23 protein-coding genes and 1 tRNA gene are annotated in these 24,082 nt (G+C 71.4%); 12 read left to right on the top strand and 12 right to left on the bottom strand.

The features are described 5' to 3' along the window. Nucleotides 1-14: 14 nt before the first annotated feature. A tRNA-Gly gene (locus tag OG379_RS13390) sits at nt 15-88 on the top strand. Nucleotides 89-161: 73 nt separating this feature from the next. Here the strand turns inward: OG379_RS13390 and OG379_RS13395 are convergent. After that, a complete protein-coding gene (locus OG379_RS13395; protein WP_405662370.1) occupies nt 162-512 on the bottom strand; it encodes a DUF1330 domain-containing protein in 351 nt (116 codons plus the stop codon). A 148-nt stretch (nt 513-660) separates the two neighbouring features. Continuing rightward, nucleotides 661-855 (bottom strand): hypothetical protein, encoded by a 195-nt coding sequence (locus tag OG379_RS13400; protein ID WP_073746901.1) that lies wholly within the window; start codon nt 853-855, stop codon nt 661-663. A 491-nt stretch (nt 856-1,346) separates the two neighbouring features. Here OG379_RS13400 and OG379_RS13405 point away from each other — a divergent pair, with 491 nt between their 5' ends. Further along, nucleotides 1,347-2,510 (top strand): acyltransferase family protein, encoded by a 1,164-nt coding sequence (locus OG379_RS13405; protein WP_405662372.1) that lies wholly within the window; start codon nt 1,347-1,349, stop codon nt 2,508-2,510. Nucleotides 2,511-2,559: 49 nt separating this feature from the next. Here the strand turns inward: OG379_RS13405 and OG379_RS13410 are convergent, their stop codons facing one another. Next, nucleotides 2,560-3,060, bottom strand: coding sequence for an HD domain-containing protein (locus tag OG379_RS13410; protein WP_405662374.1), 501 nt, complete (start codon nt 3,058-3,060; stop codon nt 2,560-2,562). Nucleotides 3,061-3,211: 151 nt separating this feature from the next. Here OG379_RS13410 and OG379_RS13415 point away from each other — a divergent pair, with 151 nt between their 5' ends. After that, nucleotides 3,212-4,390 carry a cation:proton antiporter gene (locus tag OG379_RS13415; protein WP_393759392.1) on the top strand — a complete coding sequence of 393 codons (1,179 nt, stop codon included), beginning with the start codon at nt 3,212-3,214 and terminating at the stop codon, nt 4,388-4,390. A gap of 227 nt (nt 4,391-4,617) precedes the next feature. Here the strand turns inward: OG379_RS13415 and OG379_RS13420 are convergent, their stop codons facing one another. After that, complete coding sequence (locus OG379_RS13420) at nt 4,618-5,763, bottom strand: PP2C family protein-serine/threonine phosphatase (protein WP_405662377.1); 1,146 nt, start codon at nt 5,761-5,763, stop codon at nt 4,618-4,620. Between the two features lie 104 nt (nt 5,764-5,867). Here OG379_RS13420 and OG379_RS13425 point away from each other — a divergent pair, with 104 nt between their 5' ends. Next, nucleotides 5,868-7,100 carry a GNAT family N-acetyltransferase gene (locus OG379_RS13425; RefSeq protein ID WP_405662380.1) on the top strand — a complete coding sequence of 411 codons (1,233 nt, stop codon included), beginning with the start codon at nt 5,868-5,870 and terminating at the stop codon, nt 7,098-7,100. A 25-nt stretch (nt 7,101-7,125) separates the two neighbouring features. Here OG379_RS13425 and OG379_RS13430 read toward each other — a convergent pair whose 3' ends face one another. Then, complete coding sequence (locus OG379_RS13430; protein ID WP_405662382.1) at nt 7,126-7,947, bottom strand: Fpg/Nei family DNA glycosylase; 822 nt, start codon at nt 7,945-7,947, stop codon at nt 7,126-7,128. A 77-nt stretch (nt 7,948-8,024) separates the two neighbouring features. Continuing rightward, complete coding sequence (locus tag OG379_RS13435) at nt 8,025-8,513, bottom strand: ribose-5-phosphate isomerase (RefSeq protein ID WP_401623588.1); 489 nt, start codon at nt 8,511-8,513, stop codon at nt 8,025-8,027. Nucleotides 8,514-8,762: 249 nt separating this feature from the next. On the opposite strand from OG379_RS13435, the gene OG379_RS13440 reads away from it, so the two are divergent. After that, nucleotides 8,763-10,202 (top strand): amino acid permease, encoded by a 1,440-nt coding sequence (locus OG379_RS13440; RefSeq protein ID WP_405662385.1) that lies wholly within the window; start codon nt 8,763-8,765, stop codon nt 10,200-10,202. Between the two features lie 91 nt (nt 10,203-10,293). Beyond that, nucleotides 10,294-11,580, top strand: coding sequence for an FAD-binding oxidoreductase (locus OG379_RS13445; RefSeq protein WP_405662387.1), 1,287 nt, complete (start codon nt 10,294-10,296; stop codon nt 11,578-11,580). 11 nt (nt 11,581-11,591) lie between these two features. Here the strand turns inward: OG379_RS13445 and OG379_RS13450 are convergent, their stop codons facing one another. Continuing rightward, on the bottom strand, nt 11,592-12,185 hold the full coding sequence (locus OG379_RS13450) for a biotin transporter BioY (RefSeq protein WP_387394689.1): 594 nt from the start codon (nt 12,183-12,185) through the stop codon (nt 11,592-11,594). Nucleotides 12,186-12,442: 257 nt separating this feature from the next. Here OG379_RS13450 and OG379_RS13455 point away from each other — a divergent pair, with 257 nt between their 5' ends. After that, entirely contained in the window at nt 12,443-13,840 is a 1,398-nt protein-coding gene (locus OG379_RS13455; RefSeq protein WP_405662390.1) for an amino acid permease, read from the top strand. 119 nt (nt 13,841-13,959) lie between these two features. Then, nucleotides 13,960-15,375 (top strand): amino acid permease, encoded by a 1,416-nt coding sequence (locus tag OG379_RS13460; RefSeq protein WP_393759377.1) that lies wholly within the window; start codon nt 13,960-13,962, stop codon nt 15,373-15,375. 36 nt (nt 15,376-15,411) lie between these two features. Here the strand turns inward: OG379_RS13460 and OG379_RS13465 are convergent, their stop codons facing one another. Continuing rightward, entirely contained in the window at nt 15,412-16,377 is a 966-nt protein-coding gene (locus tag OG379_RS13465) for an ArsR/SmtB family transcription factor (protein WP_405662392.1), read from the bottom strand. A gap of 60 nt (nt 16,378-16,437) precedes the next feature. On the opposite strand from OG379_RS13465, the gene OG379_RS13470 reads away from it, so the two are divergent. Then, the gene (locus OG379_RS13470) at nt 16,438-17,709 is read left to right on the top strand and encodes an MFS transporter (RefSeq protein ID WP_405662394.1); all 1,272 of its coding nucleotides are present in this window, start codon (nt 16,438-16,440) and stop codon (nt 17,707-17,709) included. Here OG379_RS13470 and OG379_RS13475 read toward each other — a convergent pair. Next, nucleotides 17,624-18,076, bottom strand: a complete 453-nt coding sequence (locus tag OG379_RS13475; RefSeq protein WP_405662396.1) for a GNAT family N-acetyltransferase — start codon at nt 18,074-18,076, stop codon at nt 17,624-17,626. The genes OG379_RS13470 and OG379_RS13475 overlap by 86 nt on opposite strands. A gap of 126 nt (nt 18,077-18,202) precedes the next feature. On the opposite strand from OG379_RS13475, the gene OG379_RS13480 reads away from it, so the two are divergent. Both OG379_RS13480 and OG379_RS13485 read left to right on the top strand, forming a co-directional pair. Next, nucleotides 18,203-19,264 carry a glycerophosphodiester phosphodiesterase family protein gene (locus OG379_RS13480; RefSeq protein ID WP_405662398.1) on the top strand — a complete coding sequence of 354 codons (1,062 nt, stop codon included), beginning with the start codon at nt 18,203-18,205 and terminating at the stop codon, nt 19,262-19,264. 97 nt (nt 19,265-19,361) lie between these two features. Further along, complete coding sequence (locus OG379_RS13485; protein WP_393759367.1) at nt 19,362-20,003, top strand: superoxide dismutase; 642 nt, start codon at nt 19,362-19,364, stop codon at nt 20,001-20,003. Nucleotides 20,004-20,143: 140 nt separating this feature from the next. Here OG379_RS13485 and OG379_RS13490 read toward each other — a convergent pair whose 3' ends face one another. Together OG379_RS13490 and OG379_RS13495 are read right to left on the bottom strand one after the other, a co-directional pair. Next, nucleotides 20,144-21,613: a pyridoxal phosphate-dependent decarboxylase family protein gene (locus OG379_RS13490; protein ID WP_405662400.1), complete on the bottom strand. Its 1,470-nt coding sequence runs from the start codon at nt 21,611-21,613 to the stop codon at nt 20,144-20,146. Continuing rightward, on the bottom strand, nt 21,603-22,976 hold the full coding sequence (locus OG379_RS13495; RefSeq protein WP_405662402.1) for an MFS transporter: 1,374 nt from the start codon (nt 22,974-22,976) through the stop codon (nt 21,603-21,605). Before OG379_RS13495 ends, OG379_RS13490 begins: the two co-directional genes overlap by 11 nt. An 89-nt stretch (nt 22,977-23,065) precedes the next feature. Between OG379_RS13495 and OG379_RS13500 the strand changes: the two genes are divergently transcribed. Continuing rightward, complete coding sequence (locus OG379_RS13500) at nt 23,066-23,338, top strand: DUF3253 domain-containing protein (RefSeq protein ID WP_405662404.1); 273 nt, start codon at nt 23,066-23,068, stop codon at nt 23,336-23,338. A 41-nt stretch (nt 23,339-23,379) separates the two neighbouring features. On the opposite strand, the gene OG379_RS13505 is transcribed toward OG379_RS13500, so the two are convergent. After that, a complete protein-coding gene (locus OG379_RS13505; RefSeq protein WP_401623566.1) occupies nt 23,380-24,030 on the bottom strand; it encodes a DsbA family protein in 651 nt (216 codons plus the stop codon). Nucleotides 24,031-24,082: the final 52 nt, after the last annotated feature.

Genomic DNA, 24,082 nt, shown 5'->3' on the forward strand with positions numbered 1-24,082 from the left:
GCATCGCGGTGCTTGCGGGCGTAGCTCAATGGTAGAGCCCTAGTCTTCCAAACTAGCTACGCGGGTTCGATTCCCGTCGCCCGCTCCAACGGCTCAGGGCCGGGCGGAGGATTCTTCCTCCGCCCGGCCCTGAGTGTTTTCCACGGCTCTCCGGGACCCGCTCACTCCCCGGAGGGCAGCGCGTCCCGCAACGCCTTCACGGCGGCGGCCGGGTCGTAACCCTCGGGGACGCCCTCGACCATGATGATGTCGCCCTCGATGTGCCGTGAGCGCAGCGGCGCGATCTCCCGGTAGGCGGGTGAGTCCCACCAGGCGCGCGCCTCCTCGATCCCGGGGAAGCCGATCATCACGACGTGCCCGGGCCAGCTGCCCTCCTTCACCTCGTGCGGCGTGACGTGCACGAGGTACCGCCCGCCGTGCACCTCGAAGGTGCCGGGGAGCCGCTCGATGTACTCGGCGATCTCCGGGTGCGGGGGCGCCTCCTGCAGATGGGCGATGACGTAGGCGGGCACGACGTCCTTCCTGATGTGCGGGCCGGGCCCCCGTGCCCGTCCGGATCCGGCGACATCTCCCGTTCCGGCCGGGCGCGTTCGATCCGGATCCGCTCCATGCGTACGGCCCGGCCGGCGGTCCGTACGCCAGCCGGGTGCTGCCGGGGGCTCAGAAGCTGATCTGGTTGATCGTGTCGGCTATCGAGTTCATGAATCTGTTGATCGACGGCGCCATACCCGTCGAGGCCAGGAAGAAGCCGAAGAGCACGGCGACGACCGCCGGCCCGCCCTTGATGGATCCACCGCGGATCAGCACCACCAGGACGATCCCCAGCAGAAGCACCACAGACAGTGAAATGGCCACGACTGATCACACCCTTGGTCGGTCCGCCTTGCCGGCCCGGTGGCGTGCGGCCAGCACACCTCCGTCGCGTCCATCGTGCCACCAACTCCCCTGTGACTGCTGCCGGGTGATGAAGAGAGATGACCGGATCGCGCCATCCTCACGCCCGCGTGCAACCGGAAGCGCCTCTCGTGCGATCCGGCGCACGCGGCGCGCTCCAGGGGCGGAGAGGGGGCGCACCGGGAAGCTGTGCGCCCGCTGTGCGCAGGGCAGTTCGAATACCGGCCGGATGTGATCGTTTCCATATCCCCACACTTCATTCACAGCGATTTGCCAGGAGTTCGTGCGACGTAATTCACTCTCGCCAACCAGCCGCCGATATGCCCCATTTAAGACGGATGAATCAGCACGTAACGGGCGGTTGTCGGTGGTTTCACATTCGAATGACAGGGAACACGCGATATCTCTTAGGAGTTTTACGCATACCGATCGACGGGTCTAAGGTGCATGAGATGTCCAAAGCTCCGAGCGAAATTCAGAGGGCCCCGATCACCCCGGAGAGCCGGGAGTCGGAGCCGAGACACGAGCAGATCCTGACGGCCCCGGGGGCGCCCTCCCCCACCGTCCGGACGGCTCCTGCCCCCACAGAGGCGCCCGCACCGGCCAAGAGTCGTGACGCGTACTTCGACAATGTGAAGTACCTCGCGATCGTCCTCGTCGCCGTGGCCCACTCGTGGGAGCCGGTGATGGACGGCAGCCGCGCCACTCGAGCGCTGTACATGATCGTGTACATGTTCCACATGCCGGCGTTCATCCTTGTCTCCGGATACTTCTCACGGTCGTTCAACATGAGCGCGCCCAAGGTGAAGCGCCTCATCACCGGAGTCGTGGTGCCCTATGTGCTCTTCGAGACCGCGTACTCGCTCTTCAAGCGCTACGCCGGCGGCGAGCACGACGCGTCCATCACCCTGCTCGACCCCTTCTTCCTCACCTGGTTCCTGATCGCCCTGTTCATCTGGCGGGTCACCACACCGATTTGGCAATCGCTGCGCCACCCGCTCCCGGTCGCCCTCCTGATCGCGGCGCTCGCCTCGGTCTCGCCCGGCATCGGCGACGATCTGGACCTGCAGCGCGTCTGCCAGCTCCTGCCGTTCTTCGTGCTCGGCCTGCTGATGAAGCCCGAGCACTTCCAGCTGGTCCGGCGGCGTGAGGTGCGTCTGCTGTCCCTTCCCCTGCTCGCCGGGGCCCTGGCCTTCGCCTACTGGGTGGCGCCGCACATGCAGCTCGGCTGGTTCTACCGGAGCAACAGCGCCCAGGAGATGGACTTCCAGTGGTGGACGGGGCCCGTGATGACCCTGGCGATGTTCGGATGCGCGCTGCTGCTCACGATCTCGTTCCTCGCCTGGGTTCCCCGCCGCCACATGTGGTTCACCGTGCTGGGCGCCGGGACGATCTGCGGCTACCTGCTGCACGGCTTCCTGATCAAGGGCGCCGGCTACTACGGCCTGTTCGACCGCTACGAGTGGCTCTCGGGGCCCGTGGGGCTCGTCGTCGTCTCTCTCGTCGCCGCCGTCGCCGTGACTGCGCTGTGCACCCCGCCGGTCCGGCGCGCGCTCCGCTTCGCGACCGAGCCGGACATGAACTGGGCATTCCGCAAGACCCCCGCCAAGCGCTGAGCCTGTCCGGATCGGCCCCCTACCTCCGGGGGCCGGTCCCCTCGGCGCGTCAGCCGGCCGCCGGGTTGGCTTGATCCCGCTGTTCGGCGGGGGTGACGCTGCCGTCCAGCCCCAACAGGCCGCGCACCTGCGCATATTTGTCGCTCAGACGGGTACGGGTCGCCGGCTCCAGGACCGCGAGCCGGTCGGGGTCCGCGTTGTGCGCCAGATCCGACTCCTTGATCAGCAGTGCTCCGGGCGTGGCGAGAATCCGCCCGGTGTACGTGCAGAGGTCCTCTCCGTCCCGCTTGGTGACGGCGAGGACCATTTCTTTTACCCGCCGGGGCAGCGGGGCCTCGTCCAGCCACTGCCGGGAGAGCACGCCGTCCTCGACCGCGTCGTGCAGCCAGGCGGCGGCGATCTGCTCCTCGCTGCCGCCCCGGATCCGTACGCCCTCGGCCACCGCGGCCAGGTGTTCCGTGTAGGGGCGCCCCGCCTTGTCGGTCTGAAGACGATGGGCCTCGCGGGCGATCGTTTCCACCTGGGGCAGCGTCAGATACGGGTTCGGCATGGGCCGACTGTACGACGGGCACCGTGGCACTCCGAAGGGTCCTCCGAGGCACTCCGAATCGTTCGGTAAACTAATTACTGACGATTCCTTGACGCACTCTTGACCCAACGAAGGAGACGGGCTCATCGGACACGCAGACACGCTCATCGCCATGGGGGGCGCGTTCCTCGCCGCCGCCGTCCTCGCCCGCGTCGGCGGCCGTATCGGACTGCCGACCATTCCCCTGTTCATCCTGGCCGGGATCCTCCTCGGCCCGCACACACCCGGGGTCGTGCTTCTCGACGACCCGCACGACCTGGAGATGCTCTCCGCGCTCGGACTCGTGCTGCTGCTCTTCTACCTCGGCCTCGAGTTCCACCTGGACGACCTGAAGAAGGGCGGGCGCAAGATGGCGCTCGCCGGCGGCACCTATCTCGCCCTGAACGTCGGCGCGGGGCTCGGCTTCGGCTTCGCGCTGGGCTGGGGCACCTCGGAAGCGCTGGTCCTCGCGGGCGTGCTCGGGATCTCCTCGTCGGCCATCGTCACGAAGGTCCTGGTGGACCTGGGCCGGATCGGCAGCCCGGAGACGCGGCCGATCCTCGGCATCATCGTCGTCGAGGACGTCTTCCTCGCCCTCTACCTGGCCGCCCTGCAGCCCATCCTGTCCGGCGCGGACAGTCTCGGCGCGGCGGTGCTCGACGGCGGCAAGGCGTTCGGTTTCCTGCTGCTGCTCGCCCTGGTGGCCCGGTTCGGCACGAAGCTCATCGGCAAGCTGATGAACACCAAGGACGACGAACTCCTCGTCATCTCCTTCCTCGGGGTAGCCGTCTTCGTCGCCGGGATCTCCGAGTGGTTCGGGGTGGCCGACGCGATCGGGGCGTTCATGGTCGGCCTGATGCTGGGCAGCACCACCTCGGGCCCCCGCATCCTGAAGCTGGTGCACCCGCTGCGGGACGCGTTCGGCGCGATCTTCTTCTTCGCCTTCGGGCTGTCCATCAACCCCGGCGACCTGCCGAGCGTGGTGTGGCCGGTGCTGGCCGCCGTCGCGGTGACCGTGGCGATGAACGTCTTCGCGGGGATGGCCACGGCGAAGATCTACGCCTTCGGGCCGAAGGCCACGGCGAACATCTCCACCACCCTGCTGGCGCGAGGTGAGTTCGCGCTGATCCTCGCCACGATGGCGGCGGGCGCAGGCCTGGACGAACGGCTCTCCCCGTTCATCGCCGGGTACGTGCTCCTGCTCGCGGTCCTCTCGCCCCTGGCGGCCGGCCGGTCGCACTGGCTCGCCCGGATCCTTCCCGGAGGACGTGCGCGGGACCAGGAGGCCGAGAAAGAGGCGGTGCCGGTCTGACGTGCGGATGCCCCGGGTGCGAGGGCCGTCTCCCCGCACCCGGGATGACGCCCTCGGACGGCATACCGGGAACGGCGTGCCCTGCATCACGCACCCCGGACGACGTGCCCGGGATCACGAACCCCGGACGACGTGCCCGGCATCACGCGCCCGGAAAGACCTCACGTTCGAGTGACGGCCGAACACCTGCATTGACGCCTGTACGGTTTCGACCGGTTCCGTGGGGTTCAGCTCCGACGGGACAGCAGCAGGAGCGCGCGGTCGTCGTTGACGTCCTTCGCGCAGGCCTCGATCAGATGCCAGGCCGCCCCCTCGAAGCCCGTGGCGACGTAGCGGTCGGCCTCGCCGGTCAGCCGGTCGATGCCCTCGGCGATGTCCCGGTCGGACGCCTCCACCAGCCCGTCCGTGAAGAGCATCAGGACGTCCCCGGGCGCCAGCGAGCCCTTCACCGCGTCGAACTGCGCACCGTCGTACACGCCGAGCAGGGGGCCCTCCGCTGCCTTCTCCTCCCACCGGCCGCTGCCCGCGTGCAACTGCAGCGCCGGGGGATGTCCGGCCGAGAGGAGTTCGTAGTCGCCGGAGTCCAGGTCCAGGACGAGATGGATGGAGGTGGCGAAGCCCTCGTCCCAGTCCTGGCGCAGCAGATAGCCGTTGGCCGCGGGGAGGAAGCCGTGCGGGGGCAGGGAGCCGAGGAGGCCGCCGAAGGCACCGGACAGCAGCAGGGCGCGGGAACCCGCGTCCATGCCCTTGCCGGAGACATCGGTCAGCACGACCTCCAGGGTGCGGCCGCCGTTGGTACGGGCGGCGACGACGAAGTCGCCGGAGAAGGACTGGCCGCCCGCCGGGCGGAGGGCCATCTCGCGGTGCCAGCCCTCGGGGAGCCGCGGCAGGGCGCTCTGGACCCGGATCCGCTCGCGCAGGTCGAAGAGCATCGTGCCGCCGCGTCGCCACGGCACCCCGACCCTGGCCCGGAACTGGGCGAGGACGAGCCCGAAGAAGCCGCAGGCCGCGACGACCAGGACGGTGCCCGGTGTGACCCGGGCGGGCCCCTCCGCATAGGGGCCGAGGGCGACGGACTCCACGATCAGGGCCGCGGCGGCGGTCGCGTAGAGACTCAGCAGGCTGGCCGGCCGCAGCAGCAGACCGCCCGCGACGATCGGCAGTGCCAGGGCGGTCGGTGAGCACCAGACCGGGTTGATCAGCGTGGTGCCGGTGATCACCGGAATCATGATCAGCAGACCGGCCAGGGCTATCCAGTCGGAGCCGTCCCCGCGGAAGTAGTCGACTCCGGACCTGCGCAGCGCGATGCGCGCCCGGTGCGCTGATCTTCGCCACCGGGCGGTGTAGGTGTCTGCTCCTCTGCGACGGGCCATTGCCGGGACCTTATCCACCCGACGGCCTCCGGTGCAGGGGGACCCGGTGACAATGTGTTCGAAACTGGTTCGCTCACGCCTCGCGGCCCTGGTAAGCAGGGGTCATGACTACGGAACTGCGGGTGCTGTCGGCGGCGGAATCGGATGCCTGGTTCGGCTGTCTCGAATTGGCTTTCGGCGGGGTCCCCTTCTCGCCCGAGAGCCGCGAGATGTACGCCGCCCTGGCCGAGCCGCAGCGCGCGCTCGCCCACTGGGACGGCGCTGACTGCGTGGGAACGGCCGGTTCGTACAGCTTCCGTCTGACCGTGCCCGGCGGGGCCGCGGTGCCGACAGCCGGTGTCACGGGCGTGAGCGTCTCCTCGACGCACCGCAGGCAGGGGCTGCTGACGGCGATGATGCGGCGCCAGCTCGACGACGTCCGCTCGTGGGGCGAGCCGCTCGCGGTGCTGCTGGCCTCGGAGCCCGGCATCTACGGCCGCTTCGGCTACAGCGCGGCCACGACCGAGACGAACCTGCGGATCGACACCTCCCGGGCCTCCTTGGCGCTTCCCCCGGGCACGGACGAGGTGCGGGTGCGCCGGTCGTCCCCCGCACAGGCTCTCGACGCCTGCGAGGCGGTGTACGCGCAACTGGCTGCGGGCCGTCCCGGCACTCCGCTGCGCCGGCCCGGCTGGGAGCGGGTGCCCGTGAACGACCCGGAGAGCGGCCGCAAGGGCGGCTCCCCGCTGCAGTGCGTGCTCGCGGAGCGGGACGGCGAGGTGACGGGGTACGCGACGTTCCACCTGCGGCCCGCCTGGGACGACGCCGGCCCCCGCGGCACGGTGGCGGTGCGTGACCTGGCGGCGCTGGACCCCGCCTCGTACGCGGCGTTGTGGCGCTTCCTGTTCGGGATCGACCTGACGACGGTGGTCGAGTGCCACAACCGGCCCGCGGACGACGCCGTGCTCCGGCTGGTCTCCGACGTCCGGCGCTGCGAGGTGCGTCAGCGGGACGGGCTGTACGTGCGGCTGGTCGAGCTGGGTGCGGCACTGGAGGCCCGGCGCTACCGGGCGCCCGTCGACGTGGTGCTGGAGGTGGAGGACACCTTCTGCCCCTGGAACGCGGGTCGTTGGCGCCTGACCGCCGACGCGAAGGGCGCGGCCACCTGCCGGCGGACGGACGACGAGCCCGAACTTGCCCTCTCGGTGAACCAGTTGGGGGCCGCCTATCTGGGCGGCGTGTCGCTGACGACGCTCGCGGCGGCCGGGCAGGTGCGGGAACTGCGGTTGGGCGCGCTGGCGGAGACCGCCCTGGCGTTCTCCTCGGACGTGCAGCCGTGGTGCCCGCACGGATTCTGAACCCGGTCGGCCTCCGGCCTGCCTACTACCGGCCCGGTACCGACGGCTGGCAGGCCGGGCACCAGAAGAGGTTGCGGGCCGCCAGGTCCGCCGTACGGACCTCGGTGCCGCAGATGTGGCAGGCCTGCCTGGCCCGGCGGTAGACGTACACCTCGCCGCCGTGGTCGTCGACCCGCGGGGGCCTGCCCATCGCCTCCGGCAGATGCTCGGGGCGGACCGTGTCGATGCGGTTGTTCCGCACGCCCTCGCGCATCAGGAGGCCGAGGTCGGCCCAGATCGCGTCCCACTCGCCCCGCGTGAGGTCCTTCCCCGGGCGGTACGGGTCGATGCCGTGCCGGAAGAGGACCTCCGCGCGGTAGACGTTGCCGACGCCCGCGACGACCTTCTGGTCCATCAGCAGGGCGGCGACCGTGACGCGGCTGCGGGAGATCCGCTGCCAGGCCCGCTCGCCGTCCTCGTCGGCGCGCAGCGGGTCCGGGCCGAGCCGGTCGTGTATCGCGCGCTTCTCGGGGCCCGTGATCAGGGCGCACGTGGTGGGGCCGCGCAGATCGGCGTGGTGGGCGTCGTTCAGCAGGCGCAGCCGGACCGTGTCGGCGGGCGGCGGCGCCGGAGCCGTACCGAAGCCGAGCTTGCCGAAGAGGCCGAGGTGGATGTGGACCCAGACCGACCCCTCGAAGCCGAGGAAGAGGTGCTTGCCGTGCGCGTCGACGCCGGTGAGGGTCCGGCCGTCCAGCAGGGCCGCGCTGTCGGAGAACTTGCCCTGGGGGCTGCTCACGCGCACCGGGCGGCCCGCGAACCGCTCGTGGTGGTCCGCGGCGAGGCGGTGGATCGTATGCCCCTCGGGCACGGCATCTCTCCTGGTGACGCGCCTGTGCCGCCGGGTGAGGGCCCGGCGGCACAGGGAAAGCGGGTGCGGGGGCCTGGTCAGCCCTGCTGCGGGTGGTGGGCCGGGATCGGGGGGAGCTCGCCGGTGTTCTCGTACGCCGAGAGCATCTCGATGCGGCGGGTGTGGCGCTCCTCGCCCGAGTACGGGGTGGCCAGGAAGATCTCGACGAACTTGGTGGACTCCTCCACCGTGTGCATCCGGCCGCCGATGGCCACCACGTTGGCGTCGTTGTGCTCGCGGCCGAGCGCGGCGGTCTGCTCGCTCCAGGCGAGCGCGGCGCGGACGCCCTTGACCTTGTTCGCGGCGATCTGCTCGCCGTTGCCGGAGCCGCCGATGACGATCCCGAGGCTGTCCTTGTCCGCGGCCGTCCGCTCGGCGGCACGGAGGCAGAACGGCGGGTAGTCGTCCTGGGCGTCGTAGATGTGAGGACCGCAGTCGAGGGCCTCGTGGCCGTGGGCCGTGAGCCACTCGACGAGGTGGTTCTTCAGTTCGAAGCCGGCATGGTCGGAGCCGAGGTACACGCGCATGGTGCGAAGTGTGGCACGGACGGGGCGGGGTAATCGTCAGCGGGGTCGGGACCCACCGGGCTTTCCACGGGTCCGGTTCATACCGGGACTGTGCGCAAAGCCACACGGGCAACGATCGGGTCAAGGAAACGGACTAGGGGGTTCCGATTTCGGTGCCGGTCGGGCTTGAATGCGTGGCCTTGCCTTCGCACCACCCCCGCCGAAGGCAACACCCGACACACGTGATCAGAAAACGTAAGGATTCGATCCATGACGTCGCAGACGACTCTGGCTGGACCGGGCCAACAGCCCGGCGAGCCGGGTAAGCCGGGTTCCCCGGACGGGCTCCAGGCCGGCCTCAAGAACCGTCATCTCTCGATGATCGCCATCGGCGGCGTGATCGGGGCGGGCCTCTTCGTCGGCTCCGGAGCCGGCATCGCCGCCGCGGGACCGGCCATTCTCCTGTCGTACGCGCTGGTCGGCCTGATGGTCGTCTTTGTCATGCGAATGCTCGGCGAGATGGCCGTCGCCAGGCCGAGCTCGGGTTCCTTCTCCGCCTACGCCGACCAGGCCCTGGGCCGCTGGGCCGGGTTCTCCATCGGCTGGCTGTACTGGTTCTTCTGGGTCGTGGTGCTCGCCGTCGAGGCCACGGCGGGTGCCAAGATCCTGGAGGGCTGGATCCCCGGCGTACCGCAGTGGGCGTGGGCCCTGATCGTCATGGTGGTGCTGACGGCGACCAACCTGGTCTCCGTCGGCTCGTACGGTGAGTTCGAGTTCTGGTTCGCCGGGATCAAGGTCGTGGCGATCGGCGCGTTCGTCGTCGTCGGCCTGCTCGCCGTCTTCGGCATCCTGCCGGGTTCGGACAACGCGGGGTCGGGCCTCGCCCACCTCACGGACACCGGCGGGTTCTTCCCCGAAGGGCCGGGGGCCATCCTCACGGGTGTGCTGATGGTCGTCTTCTCCTTCATGGGAAGCGAGATCGTGACGCTGGCGGCCGGTGAGTCCGAGAACCCGCAGCGCGCCGTCTCCAAGGCCACCAACAGCGTGATCTGGCGTATCGCGATCTTCTACCTGGGCTCGATATTCGTGGTCCTCACCCTGCTGCCGTGGAACGACCCCTCGATCGTCGAGGACGGTTCGTACGTCGCGGCGCTGAACGCCATCGGCATCCCGCACGCCGGCCAGGTCATGGACGTCATCGTGCTGACGGCCGTGCTGTCCTGTCTCAACTCCGGCCTCTACACGGCCTCGCGCATGGCCTTCTCGCTGGGACAGCGGGGGGACGCGCCCAAGGCGTTCGCCAGGGTGAACAAGCGGGGCGTGCCGCAGGCGGCGATCCTGTCGTCCGTGGTCTTCGGCTTCGTCGCGGTGTTCTTCAACTACCAGTGGCCCGACACGGTCTTCGCGTTCCTGCTGAACTCCTCCGGCGCGGTCGCCCTGTTCGTGTGGCTGGTGATCTGCTTCACCCAGCTGCGGATGCGCGGCATCATCATGCGCGAGTCGCCCGAGAAGCTCGTCGTACGGATGTGGCTCTTCCCGTATCTGACCTGGGCGACCATCGCGATGATCTCCTTCGTCCTCGTCTACATGCTGACCGACGACGCCGGGCGCGAGCAGGTGCTGCTCTCGCTGCTGGTCGCGGCCCTGGTCGTGGGGATCTCGCTGGTGCGCGACGCCCGCGGCCGGAAGGCGGCGGCGCCGGTCGAGTGATCGGCACGCATACCTGACGGCGGCTGTCAGGTATACCCGGAAGGCTCTCCCTCGCCCCGCGATCCCGCGAAGCGAACGGAGAGCCTTCCTCATGACCGCCACCCCCGCAGTCGACAGTTTCCAGACCGGCTTCCCCATCGGCCCCGACCTCCTGGTGGAGGCCACGGGTGCCGACGACATCCGGTCGGCGGTGCGGGAGGCCGCCTCGCGCGGGCTGCCCGCCGCCGTCCACGCGACCGGGCACGGGCTGCCGGGCCCGGTGGAGGGCGGGGTACTGATCAGCACCCGCCGGATGAACACCGTGAAGATCGACCCGGAGCACCGCACGGCCCGCATCGGCGCGGGCGCGACCTGGGGCGAGGTCATCGCGGCCGCGGCCCCGCACGGGCTCGCCCCGCTGAACGGCTCGGCGCCCGGGGTGGGTGCCGTCTCGTACACGCTGGGCGGCGGGCTGGGCATCCTGGCCCGGGAGTTCGGCTACGCCGCCGACCACGTCCGCTCACTGGACGTGGTGACCGCCGACGGTGTGGAGCGCCACGTCACCCCGGACACCGAACCGGAGCTCTTCTGGGGGCTGCGGGGCGGCGGGCACCGGCTGGGCGTCGTGACGGGGTTGGAGATCGGCCTGGTGGGCGTGGAACGGCTGTACGGCGGCTCGCTGGCCTTCGACGGGGACGTGGCCCCGGATGTGCTGCGGCGCTACCTGGAGTGGACGCGGACCGTGCCGGAGACCTGCACCTCCTCGCTGGCGGCGATGTGCTACCCCGACATGCCGCAGCTGCCGGAGCCGCTGCGGGGGCGGTACGTGGTCTCGGTGCGGGTCGCGTACACCGGCACGGCAGCGGACGGCGAGGCACTGGTGGCGCCGCTGCGGGCCATCGGGCCGGGGCTCTCCGACTCGCTGCGGGAGATGCCGTACACCGACAGCCACACCATCCACAGCGACCCGCCGTTCCCGCACGCCTACTACGGCGAGGGCCTGATGCTGAGCGACCTGGACGCCGGAACGGCCGCGCGGGTGCTGGAGCTGACCGGGCCGAAGGCCCCGATGATGACGGTGGTCCAGCTCAACCACATGGGCGGGGCGTTGGCCGAGCCGCCCGCCCACGACAGCGCGGTGCCGCACCGGGACGCGGGCTTCCTGCTGCGGCTGCTGTCACCGCTGGACGGTACGGACGTGGAGGCGGTGCGGGCGCTGTACGCGCGGGTGGCCGGGGAGACGGCGCCGTACGCCCTGGGCCGTGCGCTGAACTTCGCCTTCGGTGGCGGGGACCGCGCGGAGACGTACGACGGTGTGCACGAACCCCGGACACGCGAGAGGCTCGCCGGTCTGGTGTCGCGATACGACCCGGCGAGCCTCTTCGGTGGTGCCTACTGAGGTCTTTCGGCTCAGCCTCGGCGCCCGATGAGCTTCCAGGAGGCGGGCAGCGCGCCCATGGCCAGTGCGGCCTTGAGCGCGTCGCCGATCAGGAACGGCACGAGGCCGGCCGCGACCGCGGCGCTCATCGACATGCCGGTCGAGAACGCCAGGTACGGCACGCCGACCGCGTAGATGATCAGGGAGCCGACCGCCATGGTGCCCGCGGTGCGCAGGACGGACCGGTCACCGCCCCGGCGGGCCAGGCCGCCGACGACCGTGGCGGCCAGCAGCATGCCGAGGACGTAACCGAACGACGCGCCGCCCGGTCCCGAGGTGCCCTCTGAGAACCACGGCATGCCGGCCATGCCGACGAGCGCGTACAGGGCGAGGGAGAGGAAGCCGCGGCGGGCGCCGAGCGCGGTGCCGATGAGCAGTGCGGCGAAGGTCTGGCCGGTGACGGGGACCGGGGAGCCGGGGACGGGCACGGCGATCTGGGCCGCGATGCCGGTGAGGGCGGCGCCACCGACGACCAGCGCCGTGTCCACGGCGTAGCGGTGCCGGGCTGCGGGCAGCAGGTCGGCGAGGACCGCTCCGGAACGGACGGGGGCGGCAGCAGTACTCATCGGGACTCCGCGGGTGAGGTCGGCAGGCAGGACTGGAGCCGACGTTAGCCGACGGCACATCCCTGGATCACCATCAGCCGCCCACAAAGCGGCGGTTGAGGGGTTAGTCGGGTTCACACAAAGAGCGTGACGCAATGACTCCTCGGCGTGATGCTGGTCACGGAGGTGGGGGTGTGCCCGGCACTCCGTTCGGGAAGGGGTGCCGTCCCGTGAGACTGTAGGTTCCCCATAAATGATCCGAGAGTGATCCGCAGCTCATGCACGACGCGCCCCCCACGCACTCCCCCGTACGGTCCGAGCCCCTGGCCCACGGCCTGAAGCAACGGCATCTGACGATGCTCGGTCTGGGCGGGGTGATCGGCGCCGGCCTCTTCGTCGGGTCGGGCGCCGGGATCGCGGTCGCCGGGCCCGCCGTCGTCGTCTCGTATCTGATCGCGGGCGTGCTGGCGATGCTGGTCATGCGGATGCTCGGCGAGATGTCGGCCGCGATGCCCGCGTCGGGGTCCTTCTCCGTCCACGCGGAGCGTGCGCTGGGGCGCTGGGCCGGCTTCAGTGTGGGCTGGCTCTACTGGTTCATGCTGGTGGTGGTGCTCGCCGTGGAGGCGACGGCGGCCGCACAGATCGCCCATGCCTGGGTGCCGGCGGTGGACCAGTGGCTCTGGGTGCTGCTGTTCATGGTGGTGTTCACCGTGGCCAACCTGACGGCGGTGAAGAACTTCGGCGAGTTCGAGTTCTGGTTCGCCGCCCTGAAGGTGGCCGCGATCGTGGCCTTCCTGGTCCTCGGCCTGCTGGCCGTCTTCGGCATCCTCCCGGACACGGATCCGGTGGGCCTGGCCAACCTGACCGGCCAGGGCGGCTTCCTGCCGAACGGCTGGGACGGCGTGGTCTCCGGTGTGCTGACGGTGGTGTTCGCCTTCGGCGGCCTGGAGGTCGTGACGATCGCGGCGGCCGAGACCGACGATCCGGCGCGCGCCGTGGGGCGTGCGGTGCGCAGCGCGGTGGTGCGCATCCTCTTCTTCTACGTCGGTTCGATGCTGGTGATCGTGACCGTGCTGCCCTGGACCGCGCAGCAGGCCGGGCTCAGCCCTTATGTGAAGGTGCTGGATTCGATCGGTGTGCCGTCGGCCGGGCAGATCATGAACATCGTGGTGTTCGTGGCGCTGCTCTCGGCGCTCAACGCCAATCTGTACGGCTCGTCCCGGATGATCTTCTCGCTGGCCGAGCGCGGCGAGGCGCCGCGCGGGCTGCTGAAGGTGTCCGGCGGGCAGAGCGGCGGGGGCGGGGTGCCCCGTCGGGCGGTGCTGGCCTCGGTGGCCTTCGGCTTCGTCTCCGTGCTGCTCAATCTCGAATGGCCCGACACCGTCTTCCTCTACATGCTCAACTCCGTCGGGGCGGTCCTGCTGTTCGTCTGGGGCCTGATCGCCGCCTCACAGCTGCGGCTGCGGCGCCGGCTCGAACGGGAGGCGCCGGACGCCCTGGCGTTGCGGATGTGGTGCTTTCCCTATCTGACGTGGGTGACCCTGGCCGGTCTGCTGGCCGTCCTGCTGCTGATGCTCACCGACGACGCCGCCCGCCCGCAGGTGCTGTGGTCGGCGGGGGCCACCTGCCTGGTGCTGCTCGTGGCGGCGGTGCGGGAGCTGCGGACGAAGGTGTAGGCGGGTGCACACCTTGTGTGAGCCCGGTGACCGTATAGCGGACAACGGTTCCCCGTGGTCGGGGCTCGTGGCCAGACTGTGGGCCGTCCCCTGTCCCGACCAGTGAACAGAGCCTGTCCATGTCCCGGACCTCCGCGCCGCCCCCCACGGACGCCGCCGCCCCCGCCGCCGACTCCGCGCTCACCCACGGCCTCAAGCAGCGCCATCTGTCGATGATCGCCCTGGGCGGTGTGATCGGGGCCGGACTGTTCGTCGGCTCGGGCGCGGGCATCGCCGCGGCCGGCCCCTCGATCGTCATCGCGTACGGCATCTCCGGACTGCTGGTCATGTTCGTGATGCGGATGCTCGGAGAGATGTCCGCGGCCAATCCCGCCTCCGGCTCCTTCTCCGTCCACGCGGAACGGGCGATCGGGCCGTGGGCGGGCTTCACCGCCGGATGGTCGTTCTGGGTGCTGCTCTGCGTCGCCGTGGGGCTGGAGGGCATCGGCGCCGCGCAGATCGTCACGGGGTGGCTGCCCGGTACGCCGGAGTGGGCCTGGGTCGCCCTGTTCATGGTGATCTTCCTCGGCACGAATCTCGCCGCCGTGAAGAACTTCGGAGAGTTCGAGTTCTGGTTCGCCGCGCTCAAGGTCATCGCGATCACGCTCTTCCTCGTGCTGGGCGTCCTCGCGATCCTGGGCGTGCTGCCCGGCACGGACTCCCCCGGCACCTCGAACCTCACCGGGGACGGCGGCTTCATGCCGCACGGCTCGGAGGGCCTGATCATCGGCCTGCTCGCCTCCGTCTTCGCGTACGGCGGCCTGGAGACCGTCACCATCGCCGCCGCCGAGTCCGAGAACCCCGTGCGGGGCGTCGCCAAGGCGGTGCGTACGGCGATGTGGCGCATCGCGGTCTTCTACATCGGTTCGATGGCGGTCATCGTGACCCTCGTGCCGTGGGACGACCCCACGGTCGCCGAGGTCGGCCCGTTCTACGCGATGCTCGACCACCTCGGCATCAGCGGCGCCGCGGAGATCATGAACGTGGTCATCCTGGTCGCCCTGCTCTCCGCGATGAACGCGAACATCTACGGCTCCTCGCGCATGGCCTGCTCCCTGGTCGCCCGCGGCCAGGGCCCGAAGGTGCTCGGCAGGATCTCCTCGGGCGTGCCGCGCAACGCCGTGCTCGCCTCGTCCGTCTTCGGCTTCCTGTGCGTGCTGCTCAGCTACTGGCGCCCCGAGGACGTCTTCCCGTGGCTCCTCAACATGATCGGCGCCGTGATCCTGGTCGTCTGGATCTTCATCGCCGTCTCGCAGCTGATCCTGCGCAGGCGGACGGAGCGCGAGGCCCCGGACCGGCTCGTCGTCCGGATGTGGCTCTTCCCGGTCCTGACGATCGTGGCGCTGGTGGCCATGGCCGGCATCTTCGTCCTGATGCTGCGCCAGCCCGACACGCGCGACCAGCTGCTGGCGACGGGCGCGCTCACGGCGGTGCTGATCGTGATCGGCCTCGTGCGGCAGAAGCGGGCGGAGCGCCGCGCGCCGGCCGGGAGCTGAGCGCGCGGTCCGGCCCACCGCCGCCCGCGACGCGCCTCAGCTCGCCCCGGCCCGCAGGAGCACCTCGCCCGCCTCGGTGCGGAAGTAGAGCACCGAGCGGCCGGACCTGCGGCGCCCGGCCAGGCCCGCGTCCAGCAGCACCTTCAGGTGGCGGCCCACCGATCCCAGCCCCTGACCGGTCAGCGCCACCAGTTCCGTGGTGCTCCTGGGGCGGTCGAGCAGAACGAGGACACCGGCCCGCGCGGGCCCCAGCAGCCGCCCGAGGCTGTCGGGGACGGCGGGCCGGTCCGCGTCCGACAGCGTTCCGGAGCAGGCGTACACGACCGCGTACCGCCGTGCGGCGGCGTCCCAGGAGACCCAGCCCTGGCGTGGCGTGACGGGGACGAACACCAGCTCCGCGCCGACGAGTTCACGCGGCGGGTAGTCGCGCGGGTTGACCTGGAGGCGGCTGCCGCCCAGCCAGCGCATGCCGGGGTTCAGCGTGTCCAGCGCGGCCGCCCAGCCGCCCTGGCTGAGCTGCCCCGCGCGCGCCACGACGTCCGCCTCGACGATCCGGCGGCGACGCGGCCAGTCCGGGAGCACGATCCGCTCCCATACCCATTCCAGCAGGTCGGCCGCCTTCCGCGGCAGGTCCTCCCGGTGGAGCCCCGCCGGGAGCGGGCCGCCCCGGGACACCTCCAGGTCGGCGCGGGCCTCCTCCGGGGAGGTCTCGCGCACCCGGGCCAGATCCTGGGCGAACGTGGTCCCGCCGGTGGGTGCGGGGGTGAGGAAGTCCGCGATCCAGTGGCCGCCGAGCCCGGTCCGTACGAGCTCCGCCGTGACCGGGTCCTCGGCCAGCCGCTCCCGGTAGGCGGGCCGGTGGGTGTCGGACCAGGCGCGTTCGGCCGGGTTCGTGGCCGCTCCGCTCTCCAGGAACTGGAGGGTCGCGGTGGCCTCGGCCAGTTCCGACACGACGAAGCGCCCGGCGGCCAGGGTGTCCGCGTTGACCTGCCACCACCCCATGGTTTCGCCTCCTCGCGAAACAGTAACGGCTGTGCGGAACCCCGGCCGAGACTTCCCGGCATGCTCACCTACCGGGAAGTGTTCCGTGTGCCGCAGTTCGGGCCCCTCTTCGCGACGAGCGCACTGCAGGGTGCCGCCTCGACGACGAGCGGGCTGGCCCTGGGTGTCCTCGTGTTCACCACGACCGGGTCGCCGCTGCTCTCCGCGCTCTCCATGTTCGGGGCCTCACTGGCCCAGTTGATCGGCGCGACCCTGCTGATGTCGGCGGCCGACCGGCTCCCGCCGCGTGGAGCGCTGAGCGGCGCGGCGCTCGCCTTCGGCGTCGGGACCGCCGTCCTGGCCGTACCCGGGCTGCCGCTGCCCGTGGTGTTCGCCGTCGTCCTCGGCGAGGGGGTCGTCGCGGCGGTGACCGGCGGGGTGCGGTACGGACTGCTCAACGAGGTACTACCCAAGGACGCCTTCCTGCTGGGGCGTTCGGTGCTCAACATGTGCTCCGGCACCATGCAGGTCTGCGGGTACGCGGCCGGCGGTGTCCTGGTGGCCGTGCTGTCGCCCCGCGGCACGCTCCTCGTCGCGGCCGCTCTGTACGCCGCCGGCGCCGCGGCGGCCTGGTCCGGTCTGGCGCGCCGCCCGCCCCGGGCGGCCGGCCGGCCCTCGGTGGGCGAGACCTGGCGGACCAACGCCCTGCTGTGGTCCTCGGCGCCCCGACGGCGTGTGTACCTCTCGCTCTGGCTGCCCAACGGACTGGTCGTCGGCTGCGAATCGCTCTTCGTGCCCTACCGGCCGGACCGGGCGGGGCTGCTCTTCGCCTGCGCCGCGCTGGGGATGCTGGCCGGGGACACGGTGACGGGCCGCTTCGTGCCCGCACGGTGGCGCGGACGGCTGGGCACACCGCTGCTCCTGCTGCTGGCCGCGCCCTATCTGCTGTTCGCCCTGCGCCCCGCGCTGCCCCTGGCCCTGGTCCTCGCGGCGGTCGCCTCCACCGCCTTCTCCGCGAGCCTGGTGTTCCAGGAGCGTCTGATGGCGCTGACCCCGGACGCGATGACGGGTCAGGCCCTCGGCCTGCACTCCTCCGGAATGCTCGCCGTGCAGGGGGTGGCGGCCACGCTCGCGGGCGCCCTCGCCCAGCGGTCCTCCCCCGCGACGGCGATCACCGTGATGGCGGCGGCCTCCCTCATGGTGACGCTGGCCCTGGCGCCGGGGCTGCGGCGGGACCGCGTACGGGCCGCGCCGCCCCACGTGACCGTCATCCGAGAGCGAGCTCCAGCAGCGGCAGTTCGCGCCCCGGGATCGAGCCGGAAGGGGTGGCGCCGATCCGCACCGCGCCCATAGCCGTGTAGAAGGGCTCGGCGTTCGGGTCGGCGTCGATGGTGAGCCGTACGAAGCCCAGCCGGCGGGCGTGCGCCATGGTGTGCCCGAACAGGAGCCGGCCCACGCCCCGGCCGATGGTGTCCGGCTCGACGAACATCATGGTGAGTGCGCCCTCGGGCGGTTCCCCGGCCAGGGTGGTGAAGCCCAGCACACGGCCGTCCTCCTCCGCGACCACCACGCGACCGCCGGCCGTGTCGCCGGGGCGGACCGTCAGTTCGTCGCGGCAGGCCGCCATGAACGCCTCGTCGTAACCCCAGTGGGCCTTGGACCGCAGGGCCAGCCCGGTCAGCGCCGCGGCTTCCCCGGGCCGCCCCGGTCGTAGCTCCATGCCTTCCTCCTGTCTCGGCTGCCGAGTACCGTACGCGTGGCCGTACATGAGGCAGCAAGGTTCCGTCCGTCCCGGCGTGACCCCGTGTGGCTTCGGTGGTCGCTCCGCGCCCACCGAGGAGCCCGCATGGCTTTCCAGCACCCGCGCCGCCGCTCGATCCTTCTGGCGACAGCCGCCGTCTCCGCCGCCGCCGCGGCACCCGCCGCCGCCTCCGAACCGCAGGGGGGCCGGAGAGGCCCGCTCGTCATCGGCCACCGGGGCGCCGCCGGGTGGCGGCCCGAACACACCGCTTCCGCCTACACCTTCGCGGTGCGGGCCGGGGCCGACTGGATCGAGCCCGACCTGGTCCCCACGAAGGACCACGTCCTGGTGGTGCGCCACGAGAACGAGATCTCCGGCACCACGGACGTGGCCCGGCACCCGGAGTTCGCCGGCCGCCGCACCACCAGGACGGTGGACGGCCGCGCCGTCACCGGCTGGTTCACCGAGGACTTCACCCTCGCCGAGCTGAGGACGCTGCGCGCGGTGGAGCGGCTCCCCCTGGTCCGTAACCGCAACACGGTCTTCGACGGCCGCGACCGGATCATGACCTTCCAGGAGGTCGTCGACCTGGCCCGCGCCCTGTCCAAGGAGCACGGCCGCCGCATCGCGGTCTTCCCGGAGACGAAGCACCCGACGTACTTCCGCTCGGCCGGCCTGCCCCTGGAGCCCGAACTCATCAGGATCGTGCGCCGCAACCGGCTGACCGCACGCGACTGCGTCGTCCAGTCCTTCGAGCCGTCCAGCCTCCGCGAGGTGGCCGCCGCGCGCCTCGGTCTCCCGCTGTGGCAGGCCCTGGGGACGAGCGGCGGACCGTACGGCCACCCGGTGACGTACGAGGAGATGAGGACGCCGGCCGGGTTGCGCGAGATCGCCTCGTACGCCGGGTGGATCGGCCCTGACAAGTCCTCGCTGGTCCCTCCGCTCACCCTGCTGGAGGACGCGCACGCCGCCGGGCTCAAGGTCGGGGCCTACACCTTCCGCGCCGAGAACCAGTACCTCCCGGCCGAGTACCGGAAGGGCACCGCGCCGAACGACTTCGGTGACGCGTTCGCCGAGTACGCCTTCCACTTCGGCCGGGGCGTGGACGCCGTCGTGACGGACTTCCCCGATCTGGCGGCGATCGCCCGCGACGCCCTCCGGTCCTAGGACGAACGGCTGATCACCTTCGGGCCCTCCTCCTGCTAGCCTGCAATTGCGAACGACTTGCAATAACCACCAGGTAGCAGTTGGAGGGTTCGAACCCATGGCCACGTACACGCTTCCGGAACTCCCGTACGACTACGCGGCGCTCGAACCGGTCATCAATCCGCAGATCATCGAGCTCCATCACGACAAGCACCACGCCGCGTACGTCAAGGGTGCGAACGACACCCTGGAGCAGCTGGAAGAGGCCCGCGACAAGGAGGCCTGGGGTGCGATCAACGGCCTCCAGAAGAACCTCGCCTTCCACCTCTCCGGCCACATCCTGCACTCGATCTACTGGCACAACATGACCGGCGACGGCGGTGGCGAGCCCCTCGCGGCGGACGGTGTGGGGGACCTGGCCGACGCGATCGCGGACTCCTTCGGTTCGTACGCCGGCTTCAAGTCCCAGCTGACGAAGGCCGCGGCGACCACGCAGGGCTCCGGCTGGGGCGTCCTCGCGTACGAGCCGGTCAGCGGCAAGCTGATCGTCGAGCAGGTCTACGACCACCAGGGCAACGTCGGTCAGGGCTCGGTGCCGATCCTGGTCTTCGACGCCTGGGAGCACGCCTTCTACCTGCAGTACAAGAACCAGAAGGTGGACTTCATCGAGGCCATGTGGCGCGTCGTCAACTGGCAGGACGTGGCGAAGCGCTACGCCGCCGCCAAGGAGCGCGCGGACGTGCTGCTGCTCGCTCCCTGACCTGACGGAGCGAACCGAGCGTCCTGCCTCGTGATCGTCTTCTCAACCTTCACCCGGCAGGCGGATCAACGGAGAACCCCCGCGAGGACATGACTCGCGGGGGTTCTCCCATGCCCGCCACCGTGCGGGTCCCGGCGGTCTCAGATCCGGAAGACGGAACCGATGAACTCGGAGAGCAGCCGCTCCTTGAGGGGTCCCGGCAGCGCGTCCAGCAGGACGAGCACGGGCGCCATCCGGCCGGGCAGTCCCGCACCCTCGCCGAGGCCGGCGAAGGCGAGGACGGCCGCGACCTCGTCCGGACCGAGCGTCTGCGGGTCCAGCCCGGCCGCGAGTCCGGCGAGACCCGGGTCCACCGTCACCGGTTCCAGGGCGCGGGCCTTCGCCAGGGCGGCCCCGAGGTCGTCGAGCAGGGCGTCGACCTGGCCGACCGTCGCCGGGGTGAGGGTGAGGTGGAGGTTTGGCGGGAGGCCGTCGAAGGAGAGCTGCGGCTGGAGGTACCAGCCGAGCTCGCGCATCTCGTCGGCGAGATGGAGGAGCAGACTGAGGTCGGGGGTGCCCCCGTCGTCCCGGCCCACGGTGAAGGCGACGAGCCCGGCGGCGGGTTCGCCGAGCACCCGTACGCCCTCGCGCGCCCGCAGCCCCGCGAGCAGCCGGTCCGACGCCTCGGCGACCCGGCCGGCCAGCGCGGTGTAGCCCTCCTCGCCCACGTACTGGAGGACCGCCCAGGCCTGGGCCAGCAGCCCGCCGGACTTGGTGCCCTGCACGGTCGGATTGACGACCGGGTAGCCGGGCCAGCCGGCGTGCGCGAAGTACTGGTGGCGGCGGAGCTCGGCATCGCAGTAGAGGACCACGGAGGCGCCCTTGTCGGCGTACGCGTACTTGTGCAGGTCGACCGAGAGGGAGGTGACGCCGGGCACGGAGAGGTCGAAGGGTTCCACCTCGCGCCCGGCGCGCCGCAGATAGGGCAGGAGCCAGCCGCCGATGCAGGCGTCGACATGGCAGAGCACCCCGCGTGCGGCGGCCGCCGCGGCGATCCCGGCGACCGGGTCGACGACTCCGTGGGCGTACGAGGGCGCGGAGGCGACCACCAGCGCGGTGCGGTCGGTCAAGGCGGCGGCCATGGCGGTCGCGTCGGCGCGGAAGGTGACGGGGTCGACGGGCACGACCACCGGTTCCAGGCCCAGGTAGGCGGCGGCCTTGTGGAAGGCGGCGTGGGCGGTGGACGGCAGCACCAGCTGGGGTTCGGTGATCCCCCGTACCGTCCGGGCGTGGTCGCGGGCGGTCTTGACGGCGAGCAGGATGCTTTCCGTGCCGCCGCTGGTGAACGTCCCCTGGGCGCCGGGGGCGCCGAGCAGGGCGGCGACCGCGCCGACCACGTCGTTCTCCAGCCGGGCCACGCTCGGGAAGACCGTGGGGTCGAGCCCGTTGACCGTCGCGAACGCGGTGTACGCCTCGGCGGCCAGCTCGTCGAGGCCGTCGAGGCCCGCGTCGTAGACGTAGGCGAAGGTGCGGCCCCCACGGGTGGGCGCGTCCGCCCCGCGCAGGGCGCGCAGCTCGGCGAGCACCTCGGCCGCGGGGCGGCCGTCGGGCAGGGCGGGATCAGTCGGCACGGGCGGGCTCTTCCTGGAGGGGACGGGACGCGACGGGTGCCGCGCCGTAGCGGTGCAGCAGCAGGAGGCTCGCGGCGGCGAGCACGGCGGGCAGCACGCTCATCCCGGCGGTGATCCCGGTCAGCGCCGCGTCCGGCTGGTCCGCCTGGTGCGCGGCGTCGGAGGAGCGGAAGCCGGTGACGGCGAGGACAAGGGCGAACACCCCCGCGCCCAGGGCGAAGGCGAGGGTCTCGGCCGCCGTCCACAGCCCGGTGAAGGTCGCCGCTCTGCGTCTGCCGGTGGTGACGGCGTCCGCGGCCAGGGTGTCCGCCAGCATCGTCAGGGGCAGCAACTGCAGCCCGGCGTAGGCGATCCCGACGAGGGCGACCGCCGCGTAGCCGACGGTGGGGCCCGCGACGCCGGTGAAGGCGAGGAGCACCGCGCCCGCCGTGTAGAGCAGCGACGCGCACCACTGGGCGTACGTCACGCCCTTGCGGCGGGCCAGCCGGTTCCACAGCGGCATGAAGAGGGCCAGTGGGCCGATCAGGCAGGCGAACAGCGGGGTGATCGCGCCCGCCGAGCCGAGGGTGTACGTCGCGAAGTACTGGACGCCTGCGAGCATCACACCGATCGCGAGCGCCTGGAGCGTCCACATCCCGGCCAGGTGGAGGAACGGCGTGCTGGAGCGGGCGGCGGCGAGCTGGGCGCGGAGGGTGGGTTCGGCCTCGCTGCGGGCGACCGCCGGGGCGCGGCGGGTGGCCGCCCACGCCCCGAACATTCCGACGCCGAGCAGCACGGCAACGACCACGCCCATCAGCCGGTAGCTCTCGGGCGTGTCGCCGTCGGCGTGCGCGATCGCGGGGGCCAGCGCCCCGGAGAGCAGGATGGCGACGCCGAGGAACCCCACGCGCCAGCCGAGGACGCGGCCGCGTTCGTGCGGGTCATCGGTCATCTCGGCGGGCATGGTCACGTACGGCACCTGGAAGACGGCGTACGCGGTCGCGGCGAGCAGGAACAGTACGGCGACGTAACCGGCCGCCGGGGCGCCCCGCAGCGGCGGCGCGGCGAAGATCAGCGCGAAGAGCGGCGGCAGGGTGCAGGCGCCGGTCAGCAGGAACGGCCTGCGCGGCCCCCCGCGCAGGCGGCTGCGGTCGGAGACCGCGCCGACCAGCGGATTGATCAGGACGTCCCAGGCCTTGGGCAGGAAGACAGCGGCGCCGGCGACGGCGGCGGGCACGGCGAGGACGTTGGTGAGGTAGTAGAGCAGGATCAGGCCCGGCACGGTCGCGAAGGTGCCGGTGCACAGGGAGCCGAGACCGTAGCCGATCCGCACGGTGCGCGGCAGGAGCGGGGCCGCGTGGTGATCCGAACCGGCAGCTGGCATGGGCAGATCATGAACGACGGTTCACGCGGTCGGCAATACCCGGGGGCCTGCGCTCTGCTCCCCTCCGCCGCCGGTGCGAGACTGGCAGGGTGACGGACCTCGGCCGGCGGACGGACCGGCGCTTGGAGCGAGCCATTCTGGAGCTGCTGGAGCGCCGTGGACCGACCGCGACGATCTGCCCCTCCGATGCCGCGCGAGCGGTGTACGAAGGGGATGGCGACGGCTGGCGCGCGCTCATGGAGCCGGCCCGCCGCGCGGCGCGGCGGCTGGTCACGGCCGGCGAGGTGGAGATCACCCAGGGCGGCCACCCCGTCCGGCCTGAGGAGGCCCGCGGTCCGATCCGTATCCGCCGCGTCGGCTGACCCGCCCGGTGCGGGCCTGGAGCCCGCACCGGCAGACGGGATCAGTCGAAGACCGGGCCCTGCGTGCGGGTCCGCTTGATCTCGTAGAAGCCGGGGATCGAGGCCACCAGCAGCGTGCCGTCCCAGAGCTTCGCGGCCTCCTCGCCCTTCGGGGCGGGGGTGACGACCGGACCGAAGAAGGCGATCTGCTCACCGTCTGCGCCGGGCACGGCGATGACCGGGGTGCCGACGTCCTGGCCGACCTTGTCGATGCCCTCCTGGTGGGAGGCGCGCAGCTCCTTGTCGTACGCGTCGGAGTCGGCGTACTCGAGGAGCTCGGCCGGCAGGCCGACGTCGGCGAGCGCGCCCGCGATCGCCTCACGGGTGGGGCCCTCGCCGTTGTTGTGGATGCGGGTGCCGAGGGCCGTGTACAGCGGGCCGACGATCTCGTCGCCGTGCTTCTGCTGGGCGGCGACGACGACGCGGACCGGCGCCCAGGCCTGGGTGCGCATCATGTCCTGGTACTCCTCGGGCAGCTCGTCGAGCCGGGGCTCGTTGAGCACGGCCAGGCTCATCACGTGCCAGCGCACCTCGACGTCGCGGACCTTCTCGACCTCCAGCATCCAGCGGGAGGTCATCCAGGCCCAGGGACAGAGCGGGTCGAACCAGAAGTCGGCCGGTACCTTGCCGGTGGCCGTGCTGTTCTCGGGCATGTCTCTCCTCATGAGGTCGGTTCTGCACCTGTGAGCCGGAACACCACGGGGC

It is taken from the genome of Streptomyces sp. NBC_01166, assembly GCF_045039765.1.
Taxonomy (GTDB): domain Bacteria; phylum Actinomycetota; class Actinomycetes; order Streptomycetales; family Streptomycetaceae; genus Streptomyces.